This window comes from Cellulomonas sp. plas2 (assembly GCF_057221735.1).
In genome coordinates this window covers 2696034-2716645 of the sequence record NZ_CM170155.1, presented here as the reverse complement: position 1 = coordinate 2716645, position 20612 = coordinate 2696034, and the positions used below count along the sequence as shown (strand labels likewise).

19 protein-coding genes and 2 pseudogenes are annotated in these 20612 nt (G+C 77.3%); 13 read left to right on the top strand and 8 right to left on the bottom strand.

Features of this window, described 5'->3' with window-relative positions; genetic code table 11:
• Positions 1-193: 193 nt before the first annotated feature.
• The gene (locus AC2TDM_RS12210) at positions 194-805 is read right to left on the bottom strand and encodes a hypothetical protein (protein ID WP_484634779.1); all 612 of its coding nucleotides are present in this window, start codon (positions 803-805) and stop codon (positions 194-196) included.
• A 165-nt stretch (positions 806-970) separates the two neighbouring features.
• Here AC2TDM_RS12210 and AC2TDM_RS12205 point away from each other — a divergent pair, with 165 nt between their 5' ends.
• From AC2TDM_RS12205 to AC2TDM_RS12190, 4 genes are all read left to right on the top strand, one after another.
• Entirely contained in the window at positions 971-1159 is a 189-nt protein-coding gene (locus AC2TDM_RS12205) for a hypothetical protein (RefSeq protein WP_090029829.1), read from the top strand.
• Positions 1160-1237: 78 nt separating this feature from the next.
• Positions 1238-2872, top strand: a complete 1635-nt coding sequence (locus AC2TDM_RS12200) for a molybdopterin-dependent oxidoreductase (RefSeq protein WP_090029831.1) — start codon at positions 1238-1240, stop codon at positions 2870-2872.
• Positions 2873-2939: 67 nt separating this feature from the next.
• Positions 2940-3929 (top strand): SDR family oxidoreductase, encoded by a 990-nt coding sequence (locus AC2TDM_RS12195; protein WP_484634778.1) that lies wholly within the window; start codon positions 2940-2942, stop codon positions 3927-3929.
• A gap of 114 nt (positions 3930-4043) precedes the next feature.
• A complete protein-coding gene (locus AC2TDM_RS12190; protein ID WP_484634777.1) occupies positions 4044-5513 on the top strand; it encodes an alanine/glycine:cation symporter family protein in 1470 nt (489 codons plus the stop codon).
• Between the two features lie 48 nt (positions 5514-5561).
• On the opposite strand, the gene AC2TDM_RS12185 is transcribed toward AC2TDM_RS12190, so the two are convergent.
• The 3 genes from AC2TDM_RS12185 to AC2TDM_RS12175 all read right to left on the bottom strand — a co-directional run bounded on the left by AC2TDM_RS12185 (position 5562) and on the right by AC2TDM_RS12175 (position 9017).
• A complete protein-coding gene (locus AC2TDM_RS12185) occupies positions 5562-7247 on the bottom strand; it encodes a SpoIIE family protein phosphatase (protein WP_484634776.1) in 1686 nt (561 codons plus the stop codon).
• Positions 7248-7324: 77 nt separating this feature from the next.
• Positions 7325-7954: a hypothetical protein gene (locus AC2TDM_RS12180; protein WP_484634775.1), complete on the bottom strand. Its 630-nt coding sequence runs from the start codon at positions 7952-7954 to the stop codon at positions 7325-7327.
• A gap of 28 nt (positions 7955-7982) precedes the next feature.
• On the bottom strand, positions 7983-9017 hold the full coding sequence (locus AC2TDM_RS12175) for a GGDEF domain-containing protein (protein WP_484634774.1): 1035 nt from the start codon (positions 9015-9017) through the stop codon (positions 7983-7985).
• Positions 9018-9115: 98 nt separating this feature from the next.
• Here AC2TDM_RS12175 and AC2TDM_RS12170 point away from each other — a divergent pair, with 98 nt between their 5' ends.
• On the top strand, positions 9116-11191 hold the full coding sequence (locus tag AC2TDM_RS12170; protein ID WP_484634773.1) for a thioredoxin domain-containing protein: 2076 nt from the start codon (positions 9116-9118) through the stop codon (positions 11189-11191).
• Positions 11192-11219: 28 nt separating this feature from the next.
• Here AC2TDM_RS12170 and AC2TDM_RS12165 read toward each other — a convergent pair whose 3' ends face one another.
• Entirely contained in the window at positions 11220-11720 is a 501-nt protein-coding gene (locus AC2TDM_RS12165; RefSeq protein ID WP_484634772.1) for a DUF427 domain-containing protein, read from the bottom strand.
• Between the two features lie 185 nt (positions 11721-11905).
• Between AC2TDM_RS12165 and AC2TDM_RS12160 the strand changes: the two genes are divergently transcribed.
• A complete protein-coding gene (locus tag AC2TDM_RS12160) occupies positions 11906-13600 on the top strand; it encodes a RecQ family ATP-dependent DNA helicase (protein ID WP_484634771.1) in 1695 nt (564 codons plus the stop codon).
• A 241-nt stretch (positions 13601-13841) separates the two neighbouring features.
• Here AC2TDM_RS12160 and AC2TDM_RS12155 read toward each other — a convergent pair whose 3' ends face one another.
• On the bottom strand, positions 13842-14327 hold the full coding sequence (locus tag AC2TDM_RS12155; RefSeq protein WP_239078699.1) for a hypothetical protein: 486 nt from the start codon (positions 14325-14327) through the stop codon (positions 13842-13844).
• A 101-nt stretch (positions 14328-14428) separates the two neighbouring features.
• Between AC2TDM_RS12155 and AC2TDM_RS12150 the strand changes: the two genes are divergently transcribed.
• The 5 genes from AC2TDM_RS12150 to AC2TDM_RS12130 all read left to right on the top strand — a co-directional run bounded on the left by AC2TDM_RS12150 (position 14429) and on the right by AC2TDM_RS12130 (position 18791).
• Positions 14429-15109 (top strand): maleylpyruvate isomerase N-terminal domain-containing protein, encoded by a 681-nt coding sequence (locus AC2TDM_RS12150; RefSeq protein ID WP_484634770.1) that lies wholly within the window; start codon positions 14429-14431, stop codon positions 15107-15109.
• A 53-nt stretch (positions 15110-15162) separates the two neighbouring features.
• Positions 15163-15990 carry a UbiA family prenyltransferase gene (locus tag AC2TDM_RS12145; protein ID WP_484634769.1) on the top strand — a complete coding sequence of 276 codons (828 nt, stop codon included), beginning with the start codon at positions 15163-15165 and terminating at the stop codon, positions 15988-15990.
• Between the two features lie 67 nt (positions 15991-16057).
• Positions 16058-17212: a type III polyketide synthase gene (locus tag AC2TDM_RS12140; RefSeq protein WP_484634768.1), complete on the top strand. Its 1155-nt coding sequence runs from the start codon at positions 16058-16060 to the stop codon at positions 17210-17212.
• Positions 17209-17748: an isoprenylcysteine carboxyl methyltransferase family protein gene (locus AC2TDM_RS12135; RefSeq protein WP_484634767.1), complete on the top strand. Its 540-nt coding sequence runs from the start codon at positions 17209-17211 to the stop codon at positions 17746-17748. Before AC2TDM_RS12140 ends, AC2TDM_RS12135 begins: the two co-directional genes overlap by 4 nt.
• On the top strand, positions 17745-18791 hold the full coding sequence (locus AC2TDM_RS12130; protein WP_484634766.1) for an NAD(P)/FAD-dependent oxidoreductase: 1047 nt from the start codon (positions 17745-17747) through the stop codon (positions 18789-18791). The genes AC2TDM_RS12135 and AC2TDM_RS12130 overlap by 4 nt, the downstream gene beginning before the upstream one ends.
• Before the next feature lie 207 nt (positions 18792-18998).
• Here the strand turns inward: AC2TDM_RS12130 and AC2TDM_RS12125 are convergent.
• A pseudogene (locus AC2TDM_RS12125) lies at positions 18999-19166 on the bottom strand (EAL domain-containing protein); the annotation flags it as partial.
• Between the two features lie 13 nt (positions 19167-19179).
• Here AC2TDM_RS12125 and AC2TDM_RS12120 point away from each other — a divergent pair.
• Positions 19180-19449, top strand: a complete 270-nt coding sequence (locus tag AC2TDM_RS12120) for a hypothetical protein (RefSeq protein ID WP_484636495.1) — start codon at positions 19180-19182, stop codon at positions 19447-19449.
• A 37-nt stretch (positions 19450-19486) separates the two neighbouring features.
• Here AC2TDM_RS12120 and AC2TDM_RS12115 read toward each other — a convergent pair.
• Positions 19487-19888, bottom strand: a pseudogene (locus tag AC2TDM_RS12115) (diguanylate cyclase domain-containing protein); the annotation flags it as partial.
• Positions 19889-20176: 288 nt separating this feature from the next.
• Between AC2TDM_RS12115 and AC2TDM_RS12110 the strand changes: the two are divergent.
• Entirely contained in the window at positions 20177-20533 is a 357-nt protein-coding gene (locus AC2TDM_RS12110) for an acylphosphatase (protein ID WP_484634765.1), read from the top strand.
• Positions 20534-20612: the final 79 nt, after the last annotated feature.

Here is a 20612-nt window from a genome sequence, read left to right as displayed (position 1 = left end):
CGCGGGTCCACCCGTCATGCTCGCTCCTCGTGCTGCGTCCGTCGCGCGGCCGTGACCTCCGGGGCACCGCCGCGACGCCCGACCGTAGGCAGACCTGGCGCGTGCCGTCCAGCCCTTTCCCCGCGGCGCAGGACGGCCCCGCCCGTGCTCGGCGGGAAGCCCGAGCGGGGCCGGTCACCGGGCACCGGCGCCGTCAGTGTCGGTGGCCGCCGCCCTGGGCGCGGTCGATCTCGCCGCAGGCGACGGGGAGGACCGCCTCCATGAGGGTGGTCTGCGAGGTGCCGTCGCCGTCGACGTCGGCGCCGTGCAGGACCAGGTGCAGCTCGCCGAGCCGCTTCGAGACGTCCTTGGGGACCGTCACCGTGCGGTGGTAGTCGATGACGCCGTTCGCGTCCGCGACGGGGAAGCGCTCGAGGGCCAGGCCGCTGGCAGGGCTCGTGTCGCCGGTGGTCGTCAGCGAGACGTCGATCGGGCCGTAGTACGGCGCGGCCTCCTCCAGCGAGATGAGGCCGTCGCCGTCCGCATCGGCGTCGGGGTCCGGGCACTCGTTCCTCGCGGCGAGCTCGCCGTGGACGTGCATGGCGTGCGCCTCGCCGGGGGTGAGGCCGGTGGCGTGCAGGTCGATGGTGAGGCGCGTGCCGCGCAACGACAGCGTGGCCTCGCCGTCCACGTCGGACCCGCGGTCGGCCACCGCGTCGTGCGGGACCGGCGCGAGGTCGGCGTGGAAGGTGCCGCCGGCGGCGAACGCCGCGGTGGGGAGGAGGACCGCGCCGGTGGCGGCCAGGAGGGCGAGACGCTTGCGCATGCTGAACTCCGTCGTCCAGGGGCCCCGGGGGTCGGGCCCGTCGCACGATCGTCCGGAGCCGCGCGCCCGCCGGACGGGTGGGACGCGGAAGACCACCCGAGCGGGTGATGGAGATCACCCCGCCGTGACCTCGGACCGGCACCGACGACCGCCGATGGCGGGGGCATGACGACCCCCACCGTCACCCGTCCGGCCGAGCCGGCGCGTGCCCTCCCGCTCCCCGCCGAGCCCCCGGTCCTCGACGTCGACGCGCTGCGGGCCCGCTACCGCGTGACCCCGGCCAGCCGGCTGCGCTCCCGGCTCGCCGAGCGGGCGGCGGCCGTGCCGTCGCCGCGGGTGGCGCGACCCTCCTGAGAGGTAGCCCGCGCCCTCCCACCCGGGGGACCCGCGCCGGCAGGTGACGGACGCCCGTGCGTGGTCCACGCTCGGGGGGTGGCCGACGACCTCCCCGAGCGCCGGGGCCCGGCGTCGCCGCCGCCGGCCGGTCCCGGCGCGGACCGGGGACGGCGCGCCGCGGACCCGTCCCGCGCCGAGCGGTGGCGCGGTGCGCTGGCGGGCGTGCTCGCGGCGGCGCTGACCCTCGGGGTCGCGCAGCTCCTCGCCGGGCTGACCGACGCGTCGTCGGCGCCCCTGTCCGCGGTCGGCGACGCCTTCATCGACCTGACCCCCGCCTGGCTGAAGGACGTCGCCATCGCGGTGTTCGGGGTGCACGACAAGACGGCACTCCTCGTCGGCGCGGTGCTGGTCCTGGCGGTGCTCGCCGCGCTGGTCGGGGTCGTCGCCGTGCGGCGCCCGCGGCTCGGGACCCTCGCCGTCGTCGCCCTCGGGGCCGTGGGCGCGGTGGCCGCCGCGACGCGGGCGGACGCCGGGCCGCTGGCGCCGCTGCCCGCGCTGCTCGGCGCGGCGGCGGGTGTCGTGGCGCTGGGCCGGCTCGCCCCGCGCGCGGCGGCACCCGCAGGCACCACCGGGCGGACCTCCGCGGGCCGCCCGGGTGCCGGGGGCGTCGACCGGCGGTCGTTCCTCGGCGGCGCGCTCGTCGTCGGCGGGCTCGCGGCGATCACCGCCCTGGGCGGCGTGGGGGCGGGAGCCGCCCGCGGCGGGGCGGCCGCGGCGCGGGCCCTCGTCCGCCTCCCTGCCCCGGCCCAGGCCGCGGTCGCGCTGCCGCCGGAGGCGGCGGCACCGGTCGACGGGGTGGTCCCGGTCGTGACGCCGAACGAGACCTTCTACCGGATCGACACCGCCTTCGTCGTGCCCGACGTCGACCCCGCCGGGTGGGAGCTGCGGGTGCACGGGCTCGTCGAGCAGGAGGTGCGGCTCACGTGGGACGAGCTGCTGGCCTCCGAGCTCGTCGAGGCGTGGGTGACGCTGACCTGCGTGTCGAACACGGTCGGCGGGGACCTGGCCGGCAACGCGCGCTGGCTCGGGCTGCCGGTCCGCGAGGTGCTGGCCCGCGCGCGGCCGCTGCCGGGCGCCGACATGGTCCTGTCCACCAGCTCCGACGGGTTCACCGCGTCGACGCCGCTCGAGGCGCTGACCGACGACCGCGACGCCCTCCTGGCCGTCGGGATGAACGGCGAGCCCCTGCCGCCGGCGCACGGCTTCCCGGTGCGCATGGTCGTGCCGGGGCTGTACGGGTACGTCTCCGCGACGAAGTGGGTCGTCGACCTCGAGGTGACGCGGTTCGCGGAGCGCTCCGCCTACTGGACCCAGCGCGGCTGGTCCGAGCGCGGGCCGGTCAAGACGGCCTCGCGGATCGAGGTGCCGCGGCAGGGGGCGACGCTGCCGGCCGGGACGGTCGCCGTCGGCGGCACGGCCTGGGCGCAGCACCGCGGCATCACGGGCGTCGAGGTGCAGGTGGACGACGGGCCGTGGCAGCCAGCCACCCTCGCGGGCGAGATCTCCGTCGACACGTGGCGCCAGTGGTCCTTCGCGTGGCACGCCGCCCCGGGCGACCACCTCCTGCGGGTCCGCGCCTCCGACCCGGACGGGCCGCAGACCGGGGACCGGGTCGGCGCGGTGCCCGACGGCGCCACGGGCTGGCACGAGGTGGCGGTCCGCGTCGCGTGAGACGAGGGTGGTCGCGCGCGGGTGCCCGGCCGGGCGTCCGGCACCACTGCACCGAGGGAGACCACCCGTGTCGGCACTGCGCGTCCTGTTCGTCGGCGGGAGCGGCACCATCAGCTCCGCCAGCACCCGTCTCGCCGTGGAGCGGGGGATCGAGCTGACGCTCCTCAACCGCGGCACCGGCCGGCGGCCCGTGCCCGAGGGGGTGGAGCAGCTCGTCGCCGACGTCCGCGACCCCGGGTCCGTCCGCGCGGCGCTCGGCGACCGCGAGTTCGACGCGGTCGTCGACTGGGTCGCCTTCACCCCCGAGCACGTCCGCACGGGGCTCGACCTGTTCGAGCACCGGACCGGCCAGTACGTGTTCATCAGCTCGGCGTCGGCGTACCAGACGCCCGCCGCGCGGCTGCCGATCCTGGAGTCGACGCCGCTGCGCAACCCGCACTGGCAGTACAGCCGGGACAAGATCGCGTGCGAGGACCTGCTCGTCGCCGCCTACCGTGATCGCGGGGCACCGGTGACGATCGTGCGGCCCTCCCACACCTACGACCGCACGTCCGTGCCCTTCGACGCGGGCTGGACGTTCGTCGAGCGGATGCGCGCCGGCAAGGAGGTCGTCGTGCACGGCGACGGGTCGAGCCTGTGGACGCTGACGCACCACGAGGACTTCGCGAAGGGCTTCGTGCCGCTGCTGGGGCACCCGAGGACGATCGGCGAGGCCTTCCACCTCACCTCCGACGACGTGCTCACCTGGGACCAGATCGCGCAGGCGCTGGCGCGGGCCGCGGGGACCGAGGCGCGGATCGTGCACGTGCCGTCCGACGCCATCGCCGCGGTCGACGAGCAGTGGGGCGCCTCGCTCCTGGGCGACAAGACGCACTCGAGCGTGTTCGACAACAGCAAGGTCCGCTCGCTCGTGCCGGACTACGTCGCGACGATCCCCTTCGAGCAGGGGGCGCGGGAGATCGTCGCGTGGCACGACGAGGACGCCTCCCGTCGCACGGTCGACCCGCACCACGACCGGCTCATGGACGAGCTCGTCGAGCGGTTCCGCGTCGGCTGAGCGCGCCGGGTCGAGGCACGCCGGGCGCCGCCCGCCGCCCCGGCGTGCCCCCGTCCCCCTCCTAGGTGAACACTGTGCGAACACGCAGGCCGGCACAGCCCCCCGGAGGACGGCATGGACTGGATCCAGCAGACCCTGATCGACCCGGTCTCGACCGTCCTGTGGACGTACGTGCTCGTGTACGTGCTGCTGGGCGTCGGGCTCTACCTCGGCGTGCGGACGCGGTTCGTGCAGGTGCGCATGTTCGGCACGATGATGCGGGAGGTCGCCTCGTCGCGGTCCGGCTCCGCCGACGGCATCTCGTCGTTCCAGGCCTTCTGCGTCGGGCTCGCCTCCCGCGTGGGGACGGGCAACATCGCCGGGGTGGCGATCGCGCTGACGCTGGGCGGACCGGGCGCCATCTTCTGGATGTGGGTCGTGGCGCTCGTCGGCATGGCGACGGCGCTGGTGGAGGCGACGCTGGCGCAGATCTTCAAGGTGCCGGCCGGCGACGGCAGCTTCCGCGGCGGGCCGGCCTTCTACATCGAGCGCGGGCTGCGCTCCCGGCGCGGCGGCATCCTCTTCGCGGTCCTGCTCATCTTCACCTTCGGCATCGCGTTCAACATGGTCCAGGCCAACACGATCGCCGACGTGCTGGACGGCGGGCACGGGGTGGCACCCGCGCTGTCCGCGCTGGGGCTCATGGTGCTGACCGCGCCCGTGGTCTTCGGCGGGGTCCGACGCATCGCCCGCGTCGCCGAGGTCCTCCTGCCCGCGATGGCCCTGGCCTACGTCCTGCTCGCCCTCGTCATCATCGCCATGAACGTCACGGCGGTGGGCAGCGTGCTCGGCACGATCGTGCAGTCCGCGTTCGGGGTGGGCGAGGCGGCCGCGGGCATCACCGGGGGCGTGGCGGCCGCGCTGCTCAACGGCGCCCGGCGCGGCCTGTTCTCCAACGAGGCCGGCATGGGCAGCGCGCCCAACGCCGCCGCGACGGCGACCACCACCCACCCCGTCAAGCAGGGCCTCATCCAGTCGCTCGGGGTGTTCGTCGACACGATCGTCGTGTGCTCCGCGACCGCCTTCATCATCCTGTTCGCCGGGTCGGGCGTGTACGTGCCGGGGGAGACCACCGAGGGGGCCTCGCTCACGCAGGCCGCCGTCGTGGACCAGCTCGGGTCGGTGTTCACGCCGGTCATGACGGTGCTCGTGTTCGTCTTCGCGTTCTCCTCGGTGCTCGGCAACTACTCCTACGCCGAGGTGAACATGGGCTTCCTGCGGGCGCGGCCGGCGGTGCTCACCGTGTTCCGGGTCGTCGTGGTCGCCTGCGTCGGGTTCGGGGCGGTGGCGGACCTCGTGGCCGTGTGGGCGCTGGCGGACGTGGCCATGGGCCTGATGGCGCTGGTGAACCTCGTCGCCCTCGTGCTGCTGGCCCCGTGGGCGCTGGGGGCGCTGCGCGACTTCGAGCGCCAGCGCCGGGCGGGCCTGGACCCCGTGTTCCGCACGGACGCCAACCTCGACCTGCCGCGCGAGCTGCCGGACAGCGTCTGGGCGGCCCCCGCGGGCGCCGGCTCGCCCGAGCGCCAGCACCTGCCGACCTCCTGACGGCGCCGCGGGCGCGCCGCGCCCCGCGCGTCACGGCGTCCGTCGCGCTCAGGGGGCGGGCGTCACCCGCACGGCGAGGAGGGCCACGTCGTCCTCGTGCCCCTGCGCCAGCCGCTCGACGACGGCGTCGCACAGCGCGGCCAGCGGCAGGTGCGCGACCTCCGCGACCGTGCGGCGCAGCCGCTCGGTGCCCGTAGCCAGGCTCTCGCCGCGTCGCTCGACGAGGCCGTCCGTGTGCAGCAGGAGCGTCGAGCCCGGCGGCAGCACCACGGACAGGTCCCGGCGCGGTGCGTGGTGGTCGACGCCGAGCAGGAGGTCGGTCGTCGGGTCGAGCACCTCGACGGACCCGTCGGGCGCGACCAGCACCGGCGCGGGGTGCCCCGCGTTGGTCCAGCGCAGCCGACGGGACCCGGCGGGGCCGGGGACCGGGTCCTCGTCGCCTGTCAGCGGGTCGAGCTTGGCCAGCAGCGCCGTGACGAAGGTGCCGACCTCCAGGTCGTGCAGCGCCCAGTCCACCGCCTGCAGGATCGCCGCCGGCGGCTCGACGACGGCGTGCGCGACGCCGCGCAGGACGTTGCGGACCTGCGCCATCGCGATCGCGGCACGGTGGTCGTGCCCGGCGACGTCCCCGATGACGAGGCACGTGGACCCGTCGCGCACGTGGAACGCGTCGTACCAGTCGCCGCCGACCTGCGCCTCGTCGGCCGCCGGGACGTAGCGGGCCACCAGCTCGAGGCCGGCGCTGACGGGCAGGTCCGCGAGCAGCGAGCGCTGCAGCCCCTCCGACATCGTCGCCACGCGCCGGGCCGCCGCGCGCTCGGCCTCGAGCGAGGCGAGCCGCTCCAGCGCCTGGGCGCACTGCGCCGCGAACGCCTCGAGCACCGCGAGCTGCCCGGTCGTGAACTCCTGGCGCTCGACCCAGCCCGCGGTCAGCACCCCGAGGACGCGCCCGGCGCTGCGCAGCGGGATGCTGGCGAAGGCCTGCGACCCCGTGATGTCGACGACCTGCGCCATCTCCGGCGAGTACGCCTCGGCCTCCGCGCGATCACGGACGAGCACGCGGTGGCCGGTGCGGGCGGCCTCCGCCACCGGCAGCCGCACCGAGCGGTCCAGCCGGCCGTACGTCGCCTGCGCGTCGTCCCCGTAGCTCTGCGTGACGTAGGAGAGCAGGACGTCGGGGTCCTCCGGGTCGGGCACGGCCACGGCACCGCCGTCGCAGCCGAGCACCGGCAGGCCCCGCTCGGTGACCGTCCGCAGGAGGTCGCCCAGCTCGCGGGCGTCGGCCAGCCCCAGCGCGACCTCCGCCATCCCGGCCAGGCGGGCGGTGGCGCGCTCGCGCGCCTCCTCCGCCCGGCGCCGTGCGGTGATGTCGAGGAAGTACCCGGACAGCCCGTCGGGACCGGGCCGCACCCGGACCTCGTACCAGGCGTCGAGGGGCTCGGGGTAGTAGCCCTCGACGACGGCCGCCGTCCCGGTGCGCATGACGTCCCGGTACACCTGGGCGATCTCCGTGCCCCCGAGGTGCGGGAACCGGGTCCACAGGTCGGTGCCGAGGATCTCCTCGCGCGGGACGCCCAGGAGCTGCGCGACCGTGTCGTTCACGTCCGTGACGCGCCAGCGGCGGTCGACCGACAGGTAGCCCACGGCCATGGTCTGCAGCAGGGACCCGTCGCCCTCGTCGTGCCCGTGCACCCGCACCCCGTCCACCGCCCGTCGGGGCGCTCCGTGGCTCACCCGTCGGAGCCGGGGAGACGCTAGCGGCCCCGGGGCGTGGACGTCACCGCGTCCGTCCGGTCCCGGACGACGGCCTCTCAGGCGGCCGCGGTGTCCACGGCCCGCTCCCAGCCGCCCGAGCCGGTGGGTCGGAAGCCCATGCGCTGCAGGTACGCGGTGCCCGCATGGGGGACGGCGTGCACCTCGAGCCGGCGCAGGCCGCGCTCGACGAAGAGCCCCGAGCGCCGGTACACGAACTCGCCCGGGGTGAAGTCGCGGAACCGCGGCGTCACGTAGTCGACCTCGATGAGCCCGGTGCCGCCCCCGACGTCCCGGACCAGCACGACGCCGACGGTCTCGTCGCCCCGCACGACGAGGTGCGCCGAGCGGCCGGGGGCCGGGGCCAGGTCCACGCCGGGGTGGAACCGGCGCACGTCGTCCCCGTGCACGTGCAGCAGGTGGGTGAGCCAGGCGTCGTCGGCGTCCACGTCGAGGACCTCGTACGCGGCGGCGTCGTGCCGCTCCCGCTGGAGGCGCACGAGCCAGTAGACGTCGATGAGCGCGATCGCCCCGTTCATGGCGACGACGGGCCAGACGCCGATCGCCGCGTTGTAGACCGTGGCCAGGACCGCGCCGACGAGGTTCATCACGCGGAACCGCCACACGCCCGCGACCGTCAGGGACGCCACGACGAGGACGGTCCCCAGCCAGCCGATGACCTCGAGCACCGGCACAGGGTAGCGGCGGGTCCCGGCGTCAGGCGCCGTGCGGGACGACCCGGTTCCGCCCGGCGTGCTTGGCGCGGTACAGCGCCGCGTCGGCGTCGGCGAGGAGCCGCGTCGCCTCGGCCTGGGTGCGGGCCGTCGCCGTGCCGATGCTCGCGGTCACCCCGGTGGGCGCCAGGGCGTCCGCGAGGGCCGCGGCCAGCGCCTCCGCGGTCCGGGCGGTGGTGCCGGCGTCCGCCCCGGGCAGGACGAGCCCGAACTCGTCGCCGCCGAGCCGCCCGGCCACGCGTCCCGACGGCCCGCCGTCGTCCGCGGCGACCCGCACGAGCGTGCGCCCGACGGTCATCAGCACGGCGTCGCCGGCGGCGTGGCCGTGACCGTCGTTGACCGCCTTGAAGTGGTCGAGGTCCAGCAGGACGACCCCCAGCGGACGGTCCGGGTCGGTGCGTCCCTGCTCGACGGCGAGCCGCTCGTGGAACGTGCGGCGGTTCGCGCAGCCCGTCAGGTCGTCGCGCTGCGCCTGGTCGGCCACGCGGCGCAGGTAGGCGTAGCGGTTGCGCGAGGCCCACACCGCCACCCCGACCGCCCCCGCCGCGGCCAGGAGGTGCTCCAGCCCGTGCAGCCGCCCGGCGGGGGACGCGCCGACGAGCAGCGCGGCGTGCACCGCCAGCACGGGCGCCCCGGCCAGCGCGGTCCAGACGGGCGGGTACGCCGAGACGGCGTGCGTGAGCAGCACGTACCAGAACAGCACGAGCGGGCTGGCCAGCCCCCCGTCCCGCCACACCAGCCAGCCGACGAGCAGCATCCCGGCCACCTCCCAGGACACGAAGAAGGCCCAGCCGCGGGGGTGCTGCACGAGCCGGTCGACGGGCACGAGCAGCACCAGGCACGTGGCGGCGGGGACGACCACCAGCACCGCGAGCTGGGCGGCGTCGACCGTCTCGGGCCGGGCGAGCGAGCGCAGGCCGACGCCGGCGGCGACGAGGAACGTCAGGGCCACGCCCATCCGGGTGTGGCGTCGCCAGAACGTCGTCCACCCCGGCCCCCAGGCCGCCGCCATGCCCATGCCGGTCCTATCGGCGGACCCGGCCGCAGGTGCACGGGACCGCCCGACGTCACCCGCGTCCGGTCGCCCCCGTCCTCCGACCGGGTGACGCTGGGGGCATGCCCAACCGCCTGGCCGCGAGCACCAGCCCGTACCTGCTGCAGCACGCCGACAACCCGGTCGACTGGTGGGAGTGGGGCGACGAGGCCTTCGCCGAGGCGCGGCGACGCGACGTGCCGGTCCTCGTCTCCGTCGGGTACGCCGCCTGCCACTGGTGCCACGTCATGGCGCACGAGTCGTTCGAGGACGGGCGGACCGCGGCCTTCATGAACGAGCACTTCGTCAACGTCAAGGTCGACCGCGAGGAGCGGCCGGACGTCGACGCGGTGTACATGAGCGCCACGCAGGCGATGACGGGCCAGGGCGGGTGGCCCATGACAGTGCTCACCACGCCCGACGGGGTGCCCTTCTGGTGCGGCACCTACCTGCCGCCGGTGCCCGTGCAGGGCATGGCGTCCTTCCCGCAGGTGCTCGCGGCCGTCGCGGCCACCTGGGCGGAGCGGCGCGACGACGTCGTCGCGCAGGCCGGGCGCGTGCGGGACGCCCTCGCCGCGCCGGAGCCGCTCGTCGTGCCACCGGGGACCGCGCTGGCGCCCGAGGGGCTGGCGCCCCTCGTCGGGGACGCCGCCCGCACGTACGACGAGGCGCACGGCGGGTTCGGCGGGGCGCCGAAGTTCCCGCCGGCGATGCTGCTCGCATGGCTGCTGCGGCACCACGGCCGCACCGGCGACGACGAGGCGCTGCGGCTGGCGGAGGGGACGCTGCGGGCCATGGCGCGCGGGGGGATCCACGACCAGCTCGGCGGCGGCTTCGCGCGGTACTCCGTCGACGCCGCCTGGGTGGTGCCGCACTTCGAGAAGATGCTGTCCGACAACGCGCTCCTGCTGCGCGTGTACGCGGACGCGTGGCGGCTGACGGGGGACCCGCTGTGGCGGCGGACCGTCGAGCGGACGGCCGACTTCCTGCTGGCCGAGCTGCGCACGCCCGAGGGCGGGTTCGCGGCGTCGCTCGACGCGGACAGCCCCGGACCCGACGGCCACCCGCACGAGGGGGCCTTCTACGCCTGGTCGCGCGCCGACCTCGTCGGGGCGCTGGGCGAGACGGACGCGGCGTGGGCGGCGGACCTGCTCGTCGTGACGGCGGAGGGGACGTTCGAGCACGGGGCCTCGGTGCTCCAGCTGCCCGACGAGCCCGCCGGACCCGACGACGCCGCGCGCTGGGACCGGGTGCGGGCGCGCCTGCTGGAGGTGCGGGCCGGCCGGGCGCGCCCGGCGCGGGACGACAAGGTCGTCGCCGCCTGGAACGGGCTCGCGGTCGCCGGGCTGGCGGACGCGGGGGCGCTGCTCGGGCGCCCGGACTGGGTGGACGCGGCGCGGGCGGCGGCGGACCTGCTGCTGCGGCTGCACGTGACGCCCGGCGACGACGGGCGCGGCGTGCGCCTGGCCCGCGCGTCGCGCGACGGGGTCGTCGGCGGTGCGCCCGGGGTGCTCGAGGACTACGCCGACCTGGCCGAGGGCCTGCTGGCGCTGCACGCGGCCACCGGGGAGGCGCGGTGGGTGGGCGCGGCGGGCGACCTGCTCGACGCGGTGCTCACCCGGTTCGCCGACGGCGCGGGCGGGTTCCACGACACGGGCGACGACGCGACCGACCCGGTGCTGGCGACGATCCGCCGACCGCGCGAGGTCGCCGACGGGCCGACGCCGTCCGGGCAGGCGGCCGCGGCCGGGGCGCTGCTGACCCTGGCCGCGCTGACGGGGTCCACGACCCACCGGGTCGCCGCCGAGCGGGCCCTCGTCGAGCCGCTGCTGCTGGCCGAGCGCCACCCGCGCGCGGCCGGTTGGGCGCTGGCGGTGACGGAGGCGCTCGTCGACGGGCCGCGCGAGGTGGCCGTCGTCGGTCCGCCCGACGACCCCGCCACGCGCGCGCTGCTCGCCGCGGCACGGGCCGCGCGGGCGCCGGGTGTCGTGCTGGCGTGGGGGGACGGCGGCGACGGCGCCGACGCGGCGCCCGCCGTCCCGCTGCTCGCCGACCGGCCGCTCCTGGACGGCCGGCCCGCCGCCTACGTGTGCCGGGGCTTCGTCTGCGACCGCCCCACGACGGATCCGGCCGAGGTGACCGCGCAGCTCGCGCGCTGACAGCCGCCGGGCGCCGCGGCGGCCGCGGTCACCAGCCCCAGGAGCCCGGCACGCCCTTGAACGGACCGACGACGTCCGAGGTGATCCACCCGCCGTAGAACCCGCCCGGCTGCGGCACGACCGTCTCGCCGTCGACGGTGCAGCGGTCGACCTGCCCGGCCATCACCGCCACCGCGCCGGCGACGACCTCGAAGCCGGGGCTGGGCTCGGGGTAGGACCAGGCGGCCCGCTCGGCGACGAGGCCGCCGCCGACCACGTCGTGGTAGCGCGCGCGGCCCTTCCACTCGCACACGGACGAGCCGGGCGCGTCGCGCAGCGCGCCGGGGACGAACGCCTCGACGGGCAGGTAGTACGTCGGCGGGTGGCTCGTCTCCAGCACGCGCCAGGACCGGTCGGTGCGCGCGACGACGACGCCGCCGAGCTCGACGGTCAGCAGCCGGCGGCACTCCTCGACGCGCGGTGGGCGGGGGTAGTCCCAGACGGACTCCTGGCCGCGGCGGACGGGATCGGGCGTGACGGGTGCGGGCACGCGCGCACCGTAGCCCCTGCCCGACCCGGGCCGCTGAGCGTGCGTCCGGGGCTGCCCGTGCGCCTCCGGGAGCGCCGTCGTAGCGTCGGTCGACCGCCCAGAGAACGGCGGAGCCCCCCACCGCCGTCCCGGGTGGTCCGGTCGTGCCGCCGGCCCCGCCGCCGTCGGGCACCGTCAGGAGAGCCATGACCCCGCCGACCCCTGCGTCCGAGGTGACCGACGCCCCGGACGTCACGGACCACGCCGTCCCGCCGGCCGCCTCCCGCGGCGCGCGCCACGACGTGGCCTCCGCCGTCGCGCAGGTCCTCGGGCCGGACGCGCACCTGCGGGACGCCCAGGAGGACGCCCTCGCGTCGATCGCGGACCGCGACACGCTCCTCGTCGCCCGGTCGGGCGCGGGCAAGACGGCGGTCTACGCGGTCGCGACCCTCGTCGCGGGACGGCTGACCGTCGTGGTGTCCCCGCTGGTGGCCCTGCAGCGCGACCAGGTCCGGGCGCTGGAGGAGGCGGGGCTGCGGGCGGCCTCGGTCAGCTCGGCGCTCACCCCGCGCCAGCAGAAGGACGCGCTGGCCGCGGCGGCGGCGGGCGAGCTGGACGTCGTGCTCCTGGCACCCGAGCAGCTCCAGAAGGAACGGGTCCTCGAGGTGCTCGAGGGCGCCGACGTGGGCCTCGTCGTCGTCGACGAGGCGCACTGCCTGTCGGAGTGGGGGCACGACTTCCGGCCGGACTACTTGCTGCTCGCTCCGGCGGTGCAGCGCATGGGGTCGCCACGGGTGCTGGCGCTGACGGCGACCGCGTCGCCGCGCGTGCGCGAGGAGATCAGCGAGCGCCTGGGCATGTCCGACCCGTACGTGCTCGTGCACGACGCGGACCGCCCCAACATCTGGCTCGGCGCCCGGCCGACCGCGGAGGCCCACGACCGCGACCGCGCCGTCGTGGAGGAGGTGCTGGCGTCGCAGGGTGCCGGGATCGTCTACGCCCGCACCCGCTCGCACGTCGAGGCGCTGGCGGAGGTGCTCGAGCGTGAGGGGCGGCCGGCGCTCGTCTACCACGCGGGGCTGTCCGCGAAGCGGCGCTCCGAGGTCCAGGACGCCTTCCTCGGCGGCGATGCGGACCTCGTCGTCGCGACGAGCGCGTTCGGCATGGGGGTCGACCGGCTCGACGTCCGCTGGGTCGTGCACGCCGGGCCGCCGCCGTCGCTGGACGCCTACTACCAGGAGGTCGGCCGGGCGGGGCGCGACGAGGAGCCGGCCCGGGCGATCGTCGTGCACCGGCCCGACGACTACGGGCTCAACCACTACCTGCGCGGCGGGGCGGGCCCGAAGCCCGCGACCCTGCGTGCGGTGCTGAAGGCGCTGCCGGCCGCGGACGCGGAGCCGGTGGACCGGCCGGGGCTCGTGGAGGCGTCGGGTCTCACCGACCGCACGGCGGGGCGGGCGCTGACGGTGCTGCTCCAGGTCGACGCGGCGCGGGCGGAGGGCGCCGGCTACGTGCGCACGGACGAGCGCGGGGTCGAGGCGGTGCTGCGGGCGGTCGCCGAGCACCACGAGCGCGCCGCGGAGCTGGAGCGCTCGCGGGTCGAGCTCGTGCGCACCTACACCGACACGACGGACTGCCGCCGGCGCCTGCTGCTCGAGCTGCTGGGCGAGGAGCACCCGCACCCCTGCGGCCGCTGCGACTCCTGCGACCGGGGGACCTCGGTGGAGGTCACGGAGGACGCCCGGGTGCACCCGGGGCAGCAGGTGGAGCACGACGAGTTCGGCACGGGCTCGGTGACCGTCGTCGAGGAGGACCGCATGACGGTCCTGTTCGACGAGCACGGGTACGTCACGCTCGACACGCGCCTGGCCCTGGACTCGGGGGTCCTGCGCGTCGCCTGAGCTCGTCCGGCGGCCGGAGCCCCGCGTCAGGCGGCCGTTCGCCGCGCCGCGCTCCGGCCCGGTCGACGCAGGGTGGCGCGTCGGTGCGGCGTGCGTCGTGTTACCTGGCGTGTCGGGCGCGACACGCCGGTGATCGGCGGGTGCCAATGGCGTATGCCGCACCGACGCGCCACCCCCTGGCGGGCGACGGCACGCGGCGTGCGCGGGAACGCGGGCGTCGGGTGCGGGTCCCGGACGGCGGTCAGGACACCCGCAGGCCCGTGATGTCCAGGGTCAGGTGGGCGACGCCGTCGCGGAGCTCCAGGGCGGTGAGACGGGCGCCCGGGGCGCGCTGGTCGATCGCGTGCTGGACCCGCACCGCGACGACGGGCTCCTCCTCGCCCCGCCGGACCTCGACGAGGTCGCCGAGCCCCCGCTGGCGCAGCACGCTCGTCGCGGTGCTGGTCAGCGAGTTGACGAGCACGTGCAGCGGGACGGCCCGTGCGCGCGACGTCACCGCGAAGGTCGCCGTGCCGTCGACGAGCCCGGTGTAGCGGACCACCACGTCGACCGGCCCCGCGAGCGCCGCCGCCCACCGCAGCGCCGACGACGCCTCCGGCATGCGGCTGAGGTCGACGCGGACCGCGACGCCGTCCGCCGTGGGCGCGAGGTCGACGACGAACGGCGGCACCCGGCCGGATCCGCGCGCGACGGCGAGGGCCTCGGTGAGGGGGAGCGTGAGCTGCACGGGGGACCTCCGGGGTCGGCGCGACGGGCAGCACCACCGTAGGCGTCGCCGCGTACCCCGGGGACCGCGTACGGGCCGGCGCCGGCCGGTACGGTGCCGACGTGAGGACCTCGCCGACGCCGCAGCCCGACGGCGGCACGGCTGCGCCGGCCGTGTCGACGGACCCTCCGGTGGGCGGGTTCGCCGCCGAGAAGGAGGCGTTCGCGCAGGCGGCGGCCTGGTTCGTCGCGGTGGTCGGGCGCGTCGGCGGTCGCTGGGAGTCGCCCGGGCTGGGGGAGTGGGACGTGCGCGCCCTCGTCGGGCACACGAGCCGCTCGCTGCTGACGGTCGAGGCCTACCTGGCCGCCCCCGCGCCGGCCGTCGAGGTGGACTCCGCGGCCGAGTACCTCGTGGCGACGAGCGCGATCGCGGCCGGGCCGGCCGTGAGCGAGCGCGGGCGCGCGGCGGGGGCGGCCCTGGGTGCGGATCCGGCCGCGGAGGTGGCGGCGGTCGCGGCGCGGGTGGTGCCGCTGATCGCGGCCTGCGACGGGTCGGAGCTGCTCACGACGGTCGCCGGCGGGATGCGGCTCGCCGACTACCTGCCGACGCGGACGTTCGAGCTCGTCGTGCACACGGCCGACCTCGCGGCGGCGCTCGGGGTGGACGCGGACGTGCCACCGCTGCCGGCCGCGCACGCGCTGACCCTCGTCGGGCAGGCGGCCGCCGCGACGGGGCGCGCCGCACCCCTGCTGCTCGCCGCGACGGGGCGTCGGCCGCTGCCCGCCGGGTACACGGTCCTGTGAGCGGCGTGCCGTCCGCGGGCCCCGCCCCGGTTCGCCCGTCGGCCGGACGGCGCGTGCTCGCGCTCGTGCGGGCCGCGCACGCCCCGCCCGCGGCGGCGGTCACGCTGTTCGCCGGTGCGTACGCGGCCGGGGCCGCGGGCACGGGGGCGGCACGGGCGCTGCTCGTCACGCTCGCCGTGCTGGCCGGGCAGCTCTCGGTCGGGTGGTCCAACGACTGGCTCGACGCCGGCCGCGACCGCGCGGTGGGCCGCCGGGACAAGCCGGTCGTCACGGGGGCCGTCACGCCGGGTGCCCTGCGGACGGCGGCGCTCGTCGCGCTCGTCGCGTGCGTGCCGCTGTCGCTGGCGCTCGGACCGCGGGCCGCGCTCGCGCACGCCGTGTTCGTCGCCGCGGGATGGGTCTACAACCGGCCCCTCAAGGCCACCGCCTGGTCCTGGCTGCCGTACGCCGTCGCGTTCGGGATCCTGCCGTCGGTCGCGACGCTCGCGGTGCCGGGCCCGACCGCCGGGCCGGGAGGCGCCTGGGCGCCCGTGTGGGCGACGGCCGGCGGCGCGCTGCTGGGCGTCGGGGCGCACCTGGCCAACGTCCTGCCCGACCTCGAGGACGACGCGGCGACCGGCGTGCGGGGGCTGCCGCACCGGCTGGGGCGGCGGGTGACGGCGGTGGGCGCGGCGCTCGTGCTGCTCGTCGCGGTGCTCGTCGTCGTCCTCGGGCCGCCCGGGAGCCCCGGCGCGGCGGGGACGGCGGCGCTGCTCGGGGCGGCGGTGCTCGCCGGGTCCGCGGCCGTCGTCGCCCTGCGGCGGCCGTCCAGCCGGTTCCCCTTCAGCGCCGCCATGGCGGTGGCGGCGCTCGTCGTCGTGCTGCTCGTCGCCACGGGCTGAGGGCCGGACGAGGCGCCCGCGCCGACGGGGGTCGCGTCGGGCGCGGCCGCGTGTGACGATCCCGACCATGTCACGGATCGTCGCGGTCGCACCGGTGCTGCCGCCGCACGCCTACCCGCAGGCGGAGATCACCGCCGAGATCGGCGGGCTCGTGAGCACGGACCCGCGCCGGCTCGCGCTCCTGCGGCGCGTGCAGGCCTCCAGCGGCATCGACACCCGGCACCTGGTGCTGCCGCTGGAGAAGTACGCGGGGCTGTCGTCCTTCGGCGAGACGAACGACCTGTTCCTGCGCGAGGGCCTCGAGCTCGGCGCGCGGGCGGTCGAGGAGGCGCTGGACGCCGTCGGGCTGCGGCCGCGGGACGTCGACCACCTGTTCTTCACCACGGTCACGGGGGTGTCGGCGCCGTCGCTGGACGCGCTGCTCGTCGGGCGCCTGGGGCTGCGGCCGGACGTGCGGCGCGTGCCGAGCTTCGGTCTCGGGTGCGCCGGCGGGGCCGCGGGGCTCGCGCGCGTGCACGACCACCTCGTCGGGCACCCCGACGAGGTCGCGGTGCTGCTGTCGGTCGAGCTGTGCTCCCTCACGCTGCAGCAGGACGACGACTCGACGGCCAACCTCGTGGCGAGCGGGCTGTTCGGCGACGGGGCGGCCGCCGCGGTGCTCGTCGGCGAGGCCCGCGCGGCGGCGCTGGGGCTCGACGGGCCGGCCGTCGTCGGGTCGCGGAGCGTCCTGTACCCGGGGACCGAGGGCGACCTGGGGTGGCACGTGGGCGGGTCGGGCTTCCGCATCGTCCTGTCCGGGGAGATGGCGGAGACCGTCGCGGCGCACGCCGCCGACGACGTCGCCGCCCTGCTCGCGCCGCTGGGCGTCACGGCCGCCGACGTGGCGCGCTGGGTGGTGCACCCGGGCGGGCCGCGCATCCTCGACGCCGTGCGGGACTCCGTGGGGCTCGACGAGGCGGCGGTCGCCACGAGCCGGACCACGCTCGCGGCCGTCGGCAACCTCTCGTCGGCCGCCGTGCTGCACGTGCTGGCGCGCACGCTGGCGGGCCCGCCGCCGCCGGCCGGGGCGCTCGGCGCGCTCGTCGCGTACGGGCCGGGCGTGAGCGCGGAGCTCCTGGCGCTGCGGTGGCCCGGGGTCGAGGAGGACCGGCCGGGCCCGCACGACGACAGGCACGACGGCTCGCACGACGAGAGGCACGACGAGAGGACGGTCGCCGCGTGAGCAGCGTGCTGTGGTTCGACCTGCTGGTGCTCGCCACCGGGCTCGAGCGGCTGGCCGAGCTCGTCGTCTCGGCGCGCAACGCGCGGTGGTCCTTCGAGCGGGGCGGCGTCGAGTCCGGGCGGGGGCACTTCCCGCCGATGGTCGCGCTGCACACGGGGCTGCTCGGAGCCTGCGTGCTCGAGGTGCACCTGGCGGACCGGCCGTTCGTGCCGCCGCTGGCGTGGGCGGCGCTCGCCCTCGTCATCGCGAGCCAGGCGTTGCGGTGGTGGTGCATCGCGACCCTCGGGCCGCGCTGGAACACGCGCGTCATCGTCGTGCCCGGACTGCCGCTCGTCTCCCGCGGGCCCTACCGGTGGATCCCGCACCCCAACTACGTCGCGGTCGTCGTCGAGGGCATCGCGCTGCCGCTCGTGCACACCGCCTGGGTGACGGCGCTGGTGTTCACCGTGCTGAACGCGGTCCTCCTGCTGCGGTTCCGGATCCCCGCCGAGGAGCGTGCGCTGGCCGCGGCGGTCGGGGCCACGAGGACGCCGTGACCGCCGGCGGCGCCGACGTCGACGTCCTCGTCGTCGGCGGCGGACCGGTGGGGCTGGCGGCTGCGGTCGAGGCGCGGACGGCCGGGCTGACGGCCCTCGTCGTGGAGCCGCGGGGCACCCCGGTGGACAAGGCGTGCGGGGAGGGGCTCATGCCCGGTGCCGTCGACGCCCTGGCGCGGCTCGGCGTCGACCCGCCGGGGCGGCCGCTGGTCGGCATCTCGTACGTGCGCGGCGACCTGCGCGCGGAGCACCGGTTCCGCGGGCCGTCGGGACGCGGCGTGCGCCGGACGACCCTGCACGCGGCCCTCGCCGCCCGGGCGGCCGACATGGGCGTCGAGCGGAGCGACGGCCGGGTCACGGCCGTCGAGCAGGACGCGACGGGGGTCGTCGCCGCGGGGGTGCGGGCGCGGTGGCTGCTCGCCTGCGACGGGCTGCACTCCACCGTGCGGCGGCTGACGGGCCTGGAGGGGCCGGCCGCGTCGGGCCGGTCCCGCCGGAGCCGGCGGCGCTACGGCGTGCGCCGGCACTACCGCCGCGCGCCGTGGACGGACCTCGTCGAGGTGCACTGGGCCGACGACGTCGAGGCGTACGTGACGCCCGTCGCCGACGACCTCGTCGGCGTCGCGCTGCTCGGACCCGCGCCGCTCGACCTCGACCGCGCGCTCGCCGCGATGCCCGCGCTGGCCGGCCGGCTCGCCGGCGCCGAGGTCGACGGGCCGGACCGCGGGGCGGGGCCGCTGCGGCAGGGGACGCGGGCGCGCACGGCGGGACGCGTGCTCCTCGTCGGGGACGCCTCCGGGTACGTCGACGCGCTGACGGGGGAGGGGCTGCGGCTGGGGTTCGCCCAGGCCGCCGCCGCGGTGGCGCACCTCGACGACCCCGCCGGGTACGAGCGCGCCTGGACCGCCGCGACCCGGGACTACCGGCTGCTGACCGGGACGCTCGTGGCGGTGGCGACGTCGCCGCTGCGGCCCGCGCTCGTGCCCGCGGCCGTGCGGCTGCCGCCGGTGTTCGCCGCCGCGGTGGAGCGGCTCGCGCGGTGACGCATCCCGGCGCGCGGACCGGTCGTGCGCCTCAGGCCTCGTCGGGCAGCGGGACCGGCCGGCCGAGCAGGTAGCCCTGCGCGTAGTCGCTGCCGACGGCGCGGGCGAGCGCGAGGTGCTCGGGCGTCTCGACCCCCTCGATGAGGACCGCGCGCCGAGCGCCGACGTCATCGCCACCGTCGCGGCGAGGACGTCGCGGCGGCGCTCGTCGGGCAGCGCCAGCAGGAAGCTGCGGTCCACCGTGACCACGTCCAGCGGCAGCCGCGCGAGGTGCGCCAGTTTGGACCAGCCCGTGCCGAAGTCGTCGACCGCCAGGCGCACCCCGAGCCCGCGCAGCTCGGCCAGGACGCCGGCCACGTCGACGGTGCCGGGCAGCAGCTCGGACTCCGTGAGCTCCAGCAGCAGGCGCGGCGGGCGGCAGGCCCGTCTCGGCCAGCGCCTCCCGGACGGTGGCGACGATGGGCTGGTAGTGCAGGACGAGCTGCTCGGCCGCGACCGCGTGCGGCAGGTCGAGCTCGAGGGCGTGGTCCTGCAGGATCTGCTGGCGGTGCGGCTCGGACAGCATCGCGTAGCCCCCGCGGCCCTGGCGCTTGGCGGCGTGCAGGGCCATGTCGACGTCGCGGGAGCGTGGGGACGTCCTCCTCGCCCGCGCTGGTGACGACGCCGATGCTGCACCGCACGTGGAGGGTGCGGCCGTCGACGCGGACCGGTCGCGCCAGCGCCTCGCGGAGCCGGGCGTCGACGACGCGCCACTCCGCCTCGTCGGCGCAGCCCTCGAGCAGGAGCATGAACTCGTCGCCGCCGATGCGCGCCACGCAGTCCTCGCCGCGCACGACGTCGCCCAGCCGCTGCCCGACGACGCGCAGCAGCCCGTCCCCGACGAGGTGGCCGAAGGTGTCGTTGACCGCCTTGGACCCGTCGAGGTCGAGGAAGGCGACGGTGAACGCCTCGTCGTGCCGCCGCGCGCGGGCCAGGGAGGTCACGGTGGCGACGAGAGCGTCCCACAGTCCCGTCGTCGTGGCCTCCGGGAAGTAGTCGAGCAGGCGCGTGCCGGGGGCGGGGACGCGGCCGTCGGGCGTGCCGCCCGTGCGGTTCATGCGCACGAGCACGAGGTCCGCGACCGTTCCCGCGGCGTCGCGCACGGCGCGGAAGACCGACATGCCGACCGGGCTCACGTCGAAGGCGGCCTCCACCGCGTCGCGCTGCCCACGCTCGTCGTCCGCCTCGTCGCGCACAGGTCCCCCGGCCCCCAGGATGGCGGCGCGCCGGCCCGGTCTCTCGCGCCCGCCCTCGGACGGCGTGGCCGGATCGTGGCAGCCGTTCGGCCGTCGCACCAGCCCCGTACCTGTCGGCATGCCTGCCGGAGTGGGGGACGGGCTGCCAGGATGGGTGCCCACGACGGGCCGGACGAGGAGGTCGCGGTGGACGGGACGGCAGCGGGGGCAGGGGCCGGCGGGGGAGCGGGCGGCGGCGTGGTGCGGCGGCGCGTCGTCGCCTCGGGGCTCGTGCAGGGCGTGGGCTTCCGGTGGTCGACGGCGCGCGAGGCCGAGCGGCTCGCGCTGGCCGGGTGGGTGCGCAACCGCGCGGACGGCTCCGTCGAGGCGTCGATCGAGGGCGACGGGCGTGCCGTGCAGCAGATGCTCGCGTGGCTGCGGACCGGGCCGCCCGGCGCCCGGGTCGACGACCTGCGGGTGGAGGACGACGAGGAGCAGGGCGTCACCGGGTTCGTCGTGCAGGGCTGACGCACGTGGGCCGGCAGGGCCCCCTCGCGGCGGGCGGGATGCACGGCCGGGGGGCGCGTGCGAGCGTGAGGGCGTCAGG

Excerpts from the sequence above, each read along its gene's own strand:
- AC2TDM_RS12210 (WP_484634779.1), bottom strand. The coding sequence starts at position 805 with ATGCGCAAGCGTCTCGCCCTCCTGGCCGCCACCGGCGCGGTCCTCCTC.
- AC2TDM_RS12205 (WP_090029829.1), top strand. The coding sequence starts at position 971 with ATGACGACCCCCACCGTCACCCGTCCGGCCGAGCCGGCGCGTGCCCTC.
- AC2TDM_RS12190 (WP_484634777.1), top strand. The coding sequence starts at position 4,044 with ATGGACTGGATCCAGCAGACCCTGATCGACCCGGTCTCGACCGTCCTG.
- AC2TDM_RS12175 (WP_484634774.1), bottom strand. The coding sequence starts at position 9,017 with ATGGGCATGGCGGCGGCCTGGGGGCCGGGGTGGACGACGTTCTGGCGA.
- AC2TDM_RS12170 (WP_484634773.1), top strand. The coding sequence starts at position 9,116 with ATGCCCAACCGCCTGGCCGCGAGCACCAGCCCGTACCTGCTGCAGCAC.
- AC2TDM_RS12160 (WP_484634771.1), top strand. The coding sequence starts at position 11,906 with ATGACCCCGCCGACCCCTGCGTCCGAGGTGACCGACGCCCCGGACGTC.
- AC2TDM_RS12140 (WP_484634768.1), top strand. The coding sequence starts at position 16,058 with ATGTCACGGATCGTCGCGGTCGCACCGGTGCTGCCGCCGCACGCCTAC.
- AC2TDM_RS12110 (WP_484634765.1), top strand. The coding sequence starts at position 20,177 with ATGGGTGCCCACGACGGGCCGGACGAGGAGGTCGCGGTGGACGGGACG.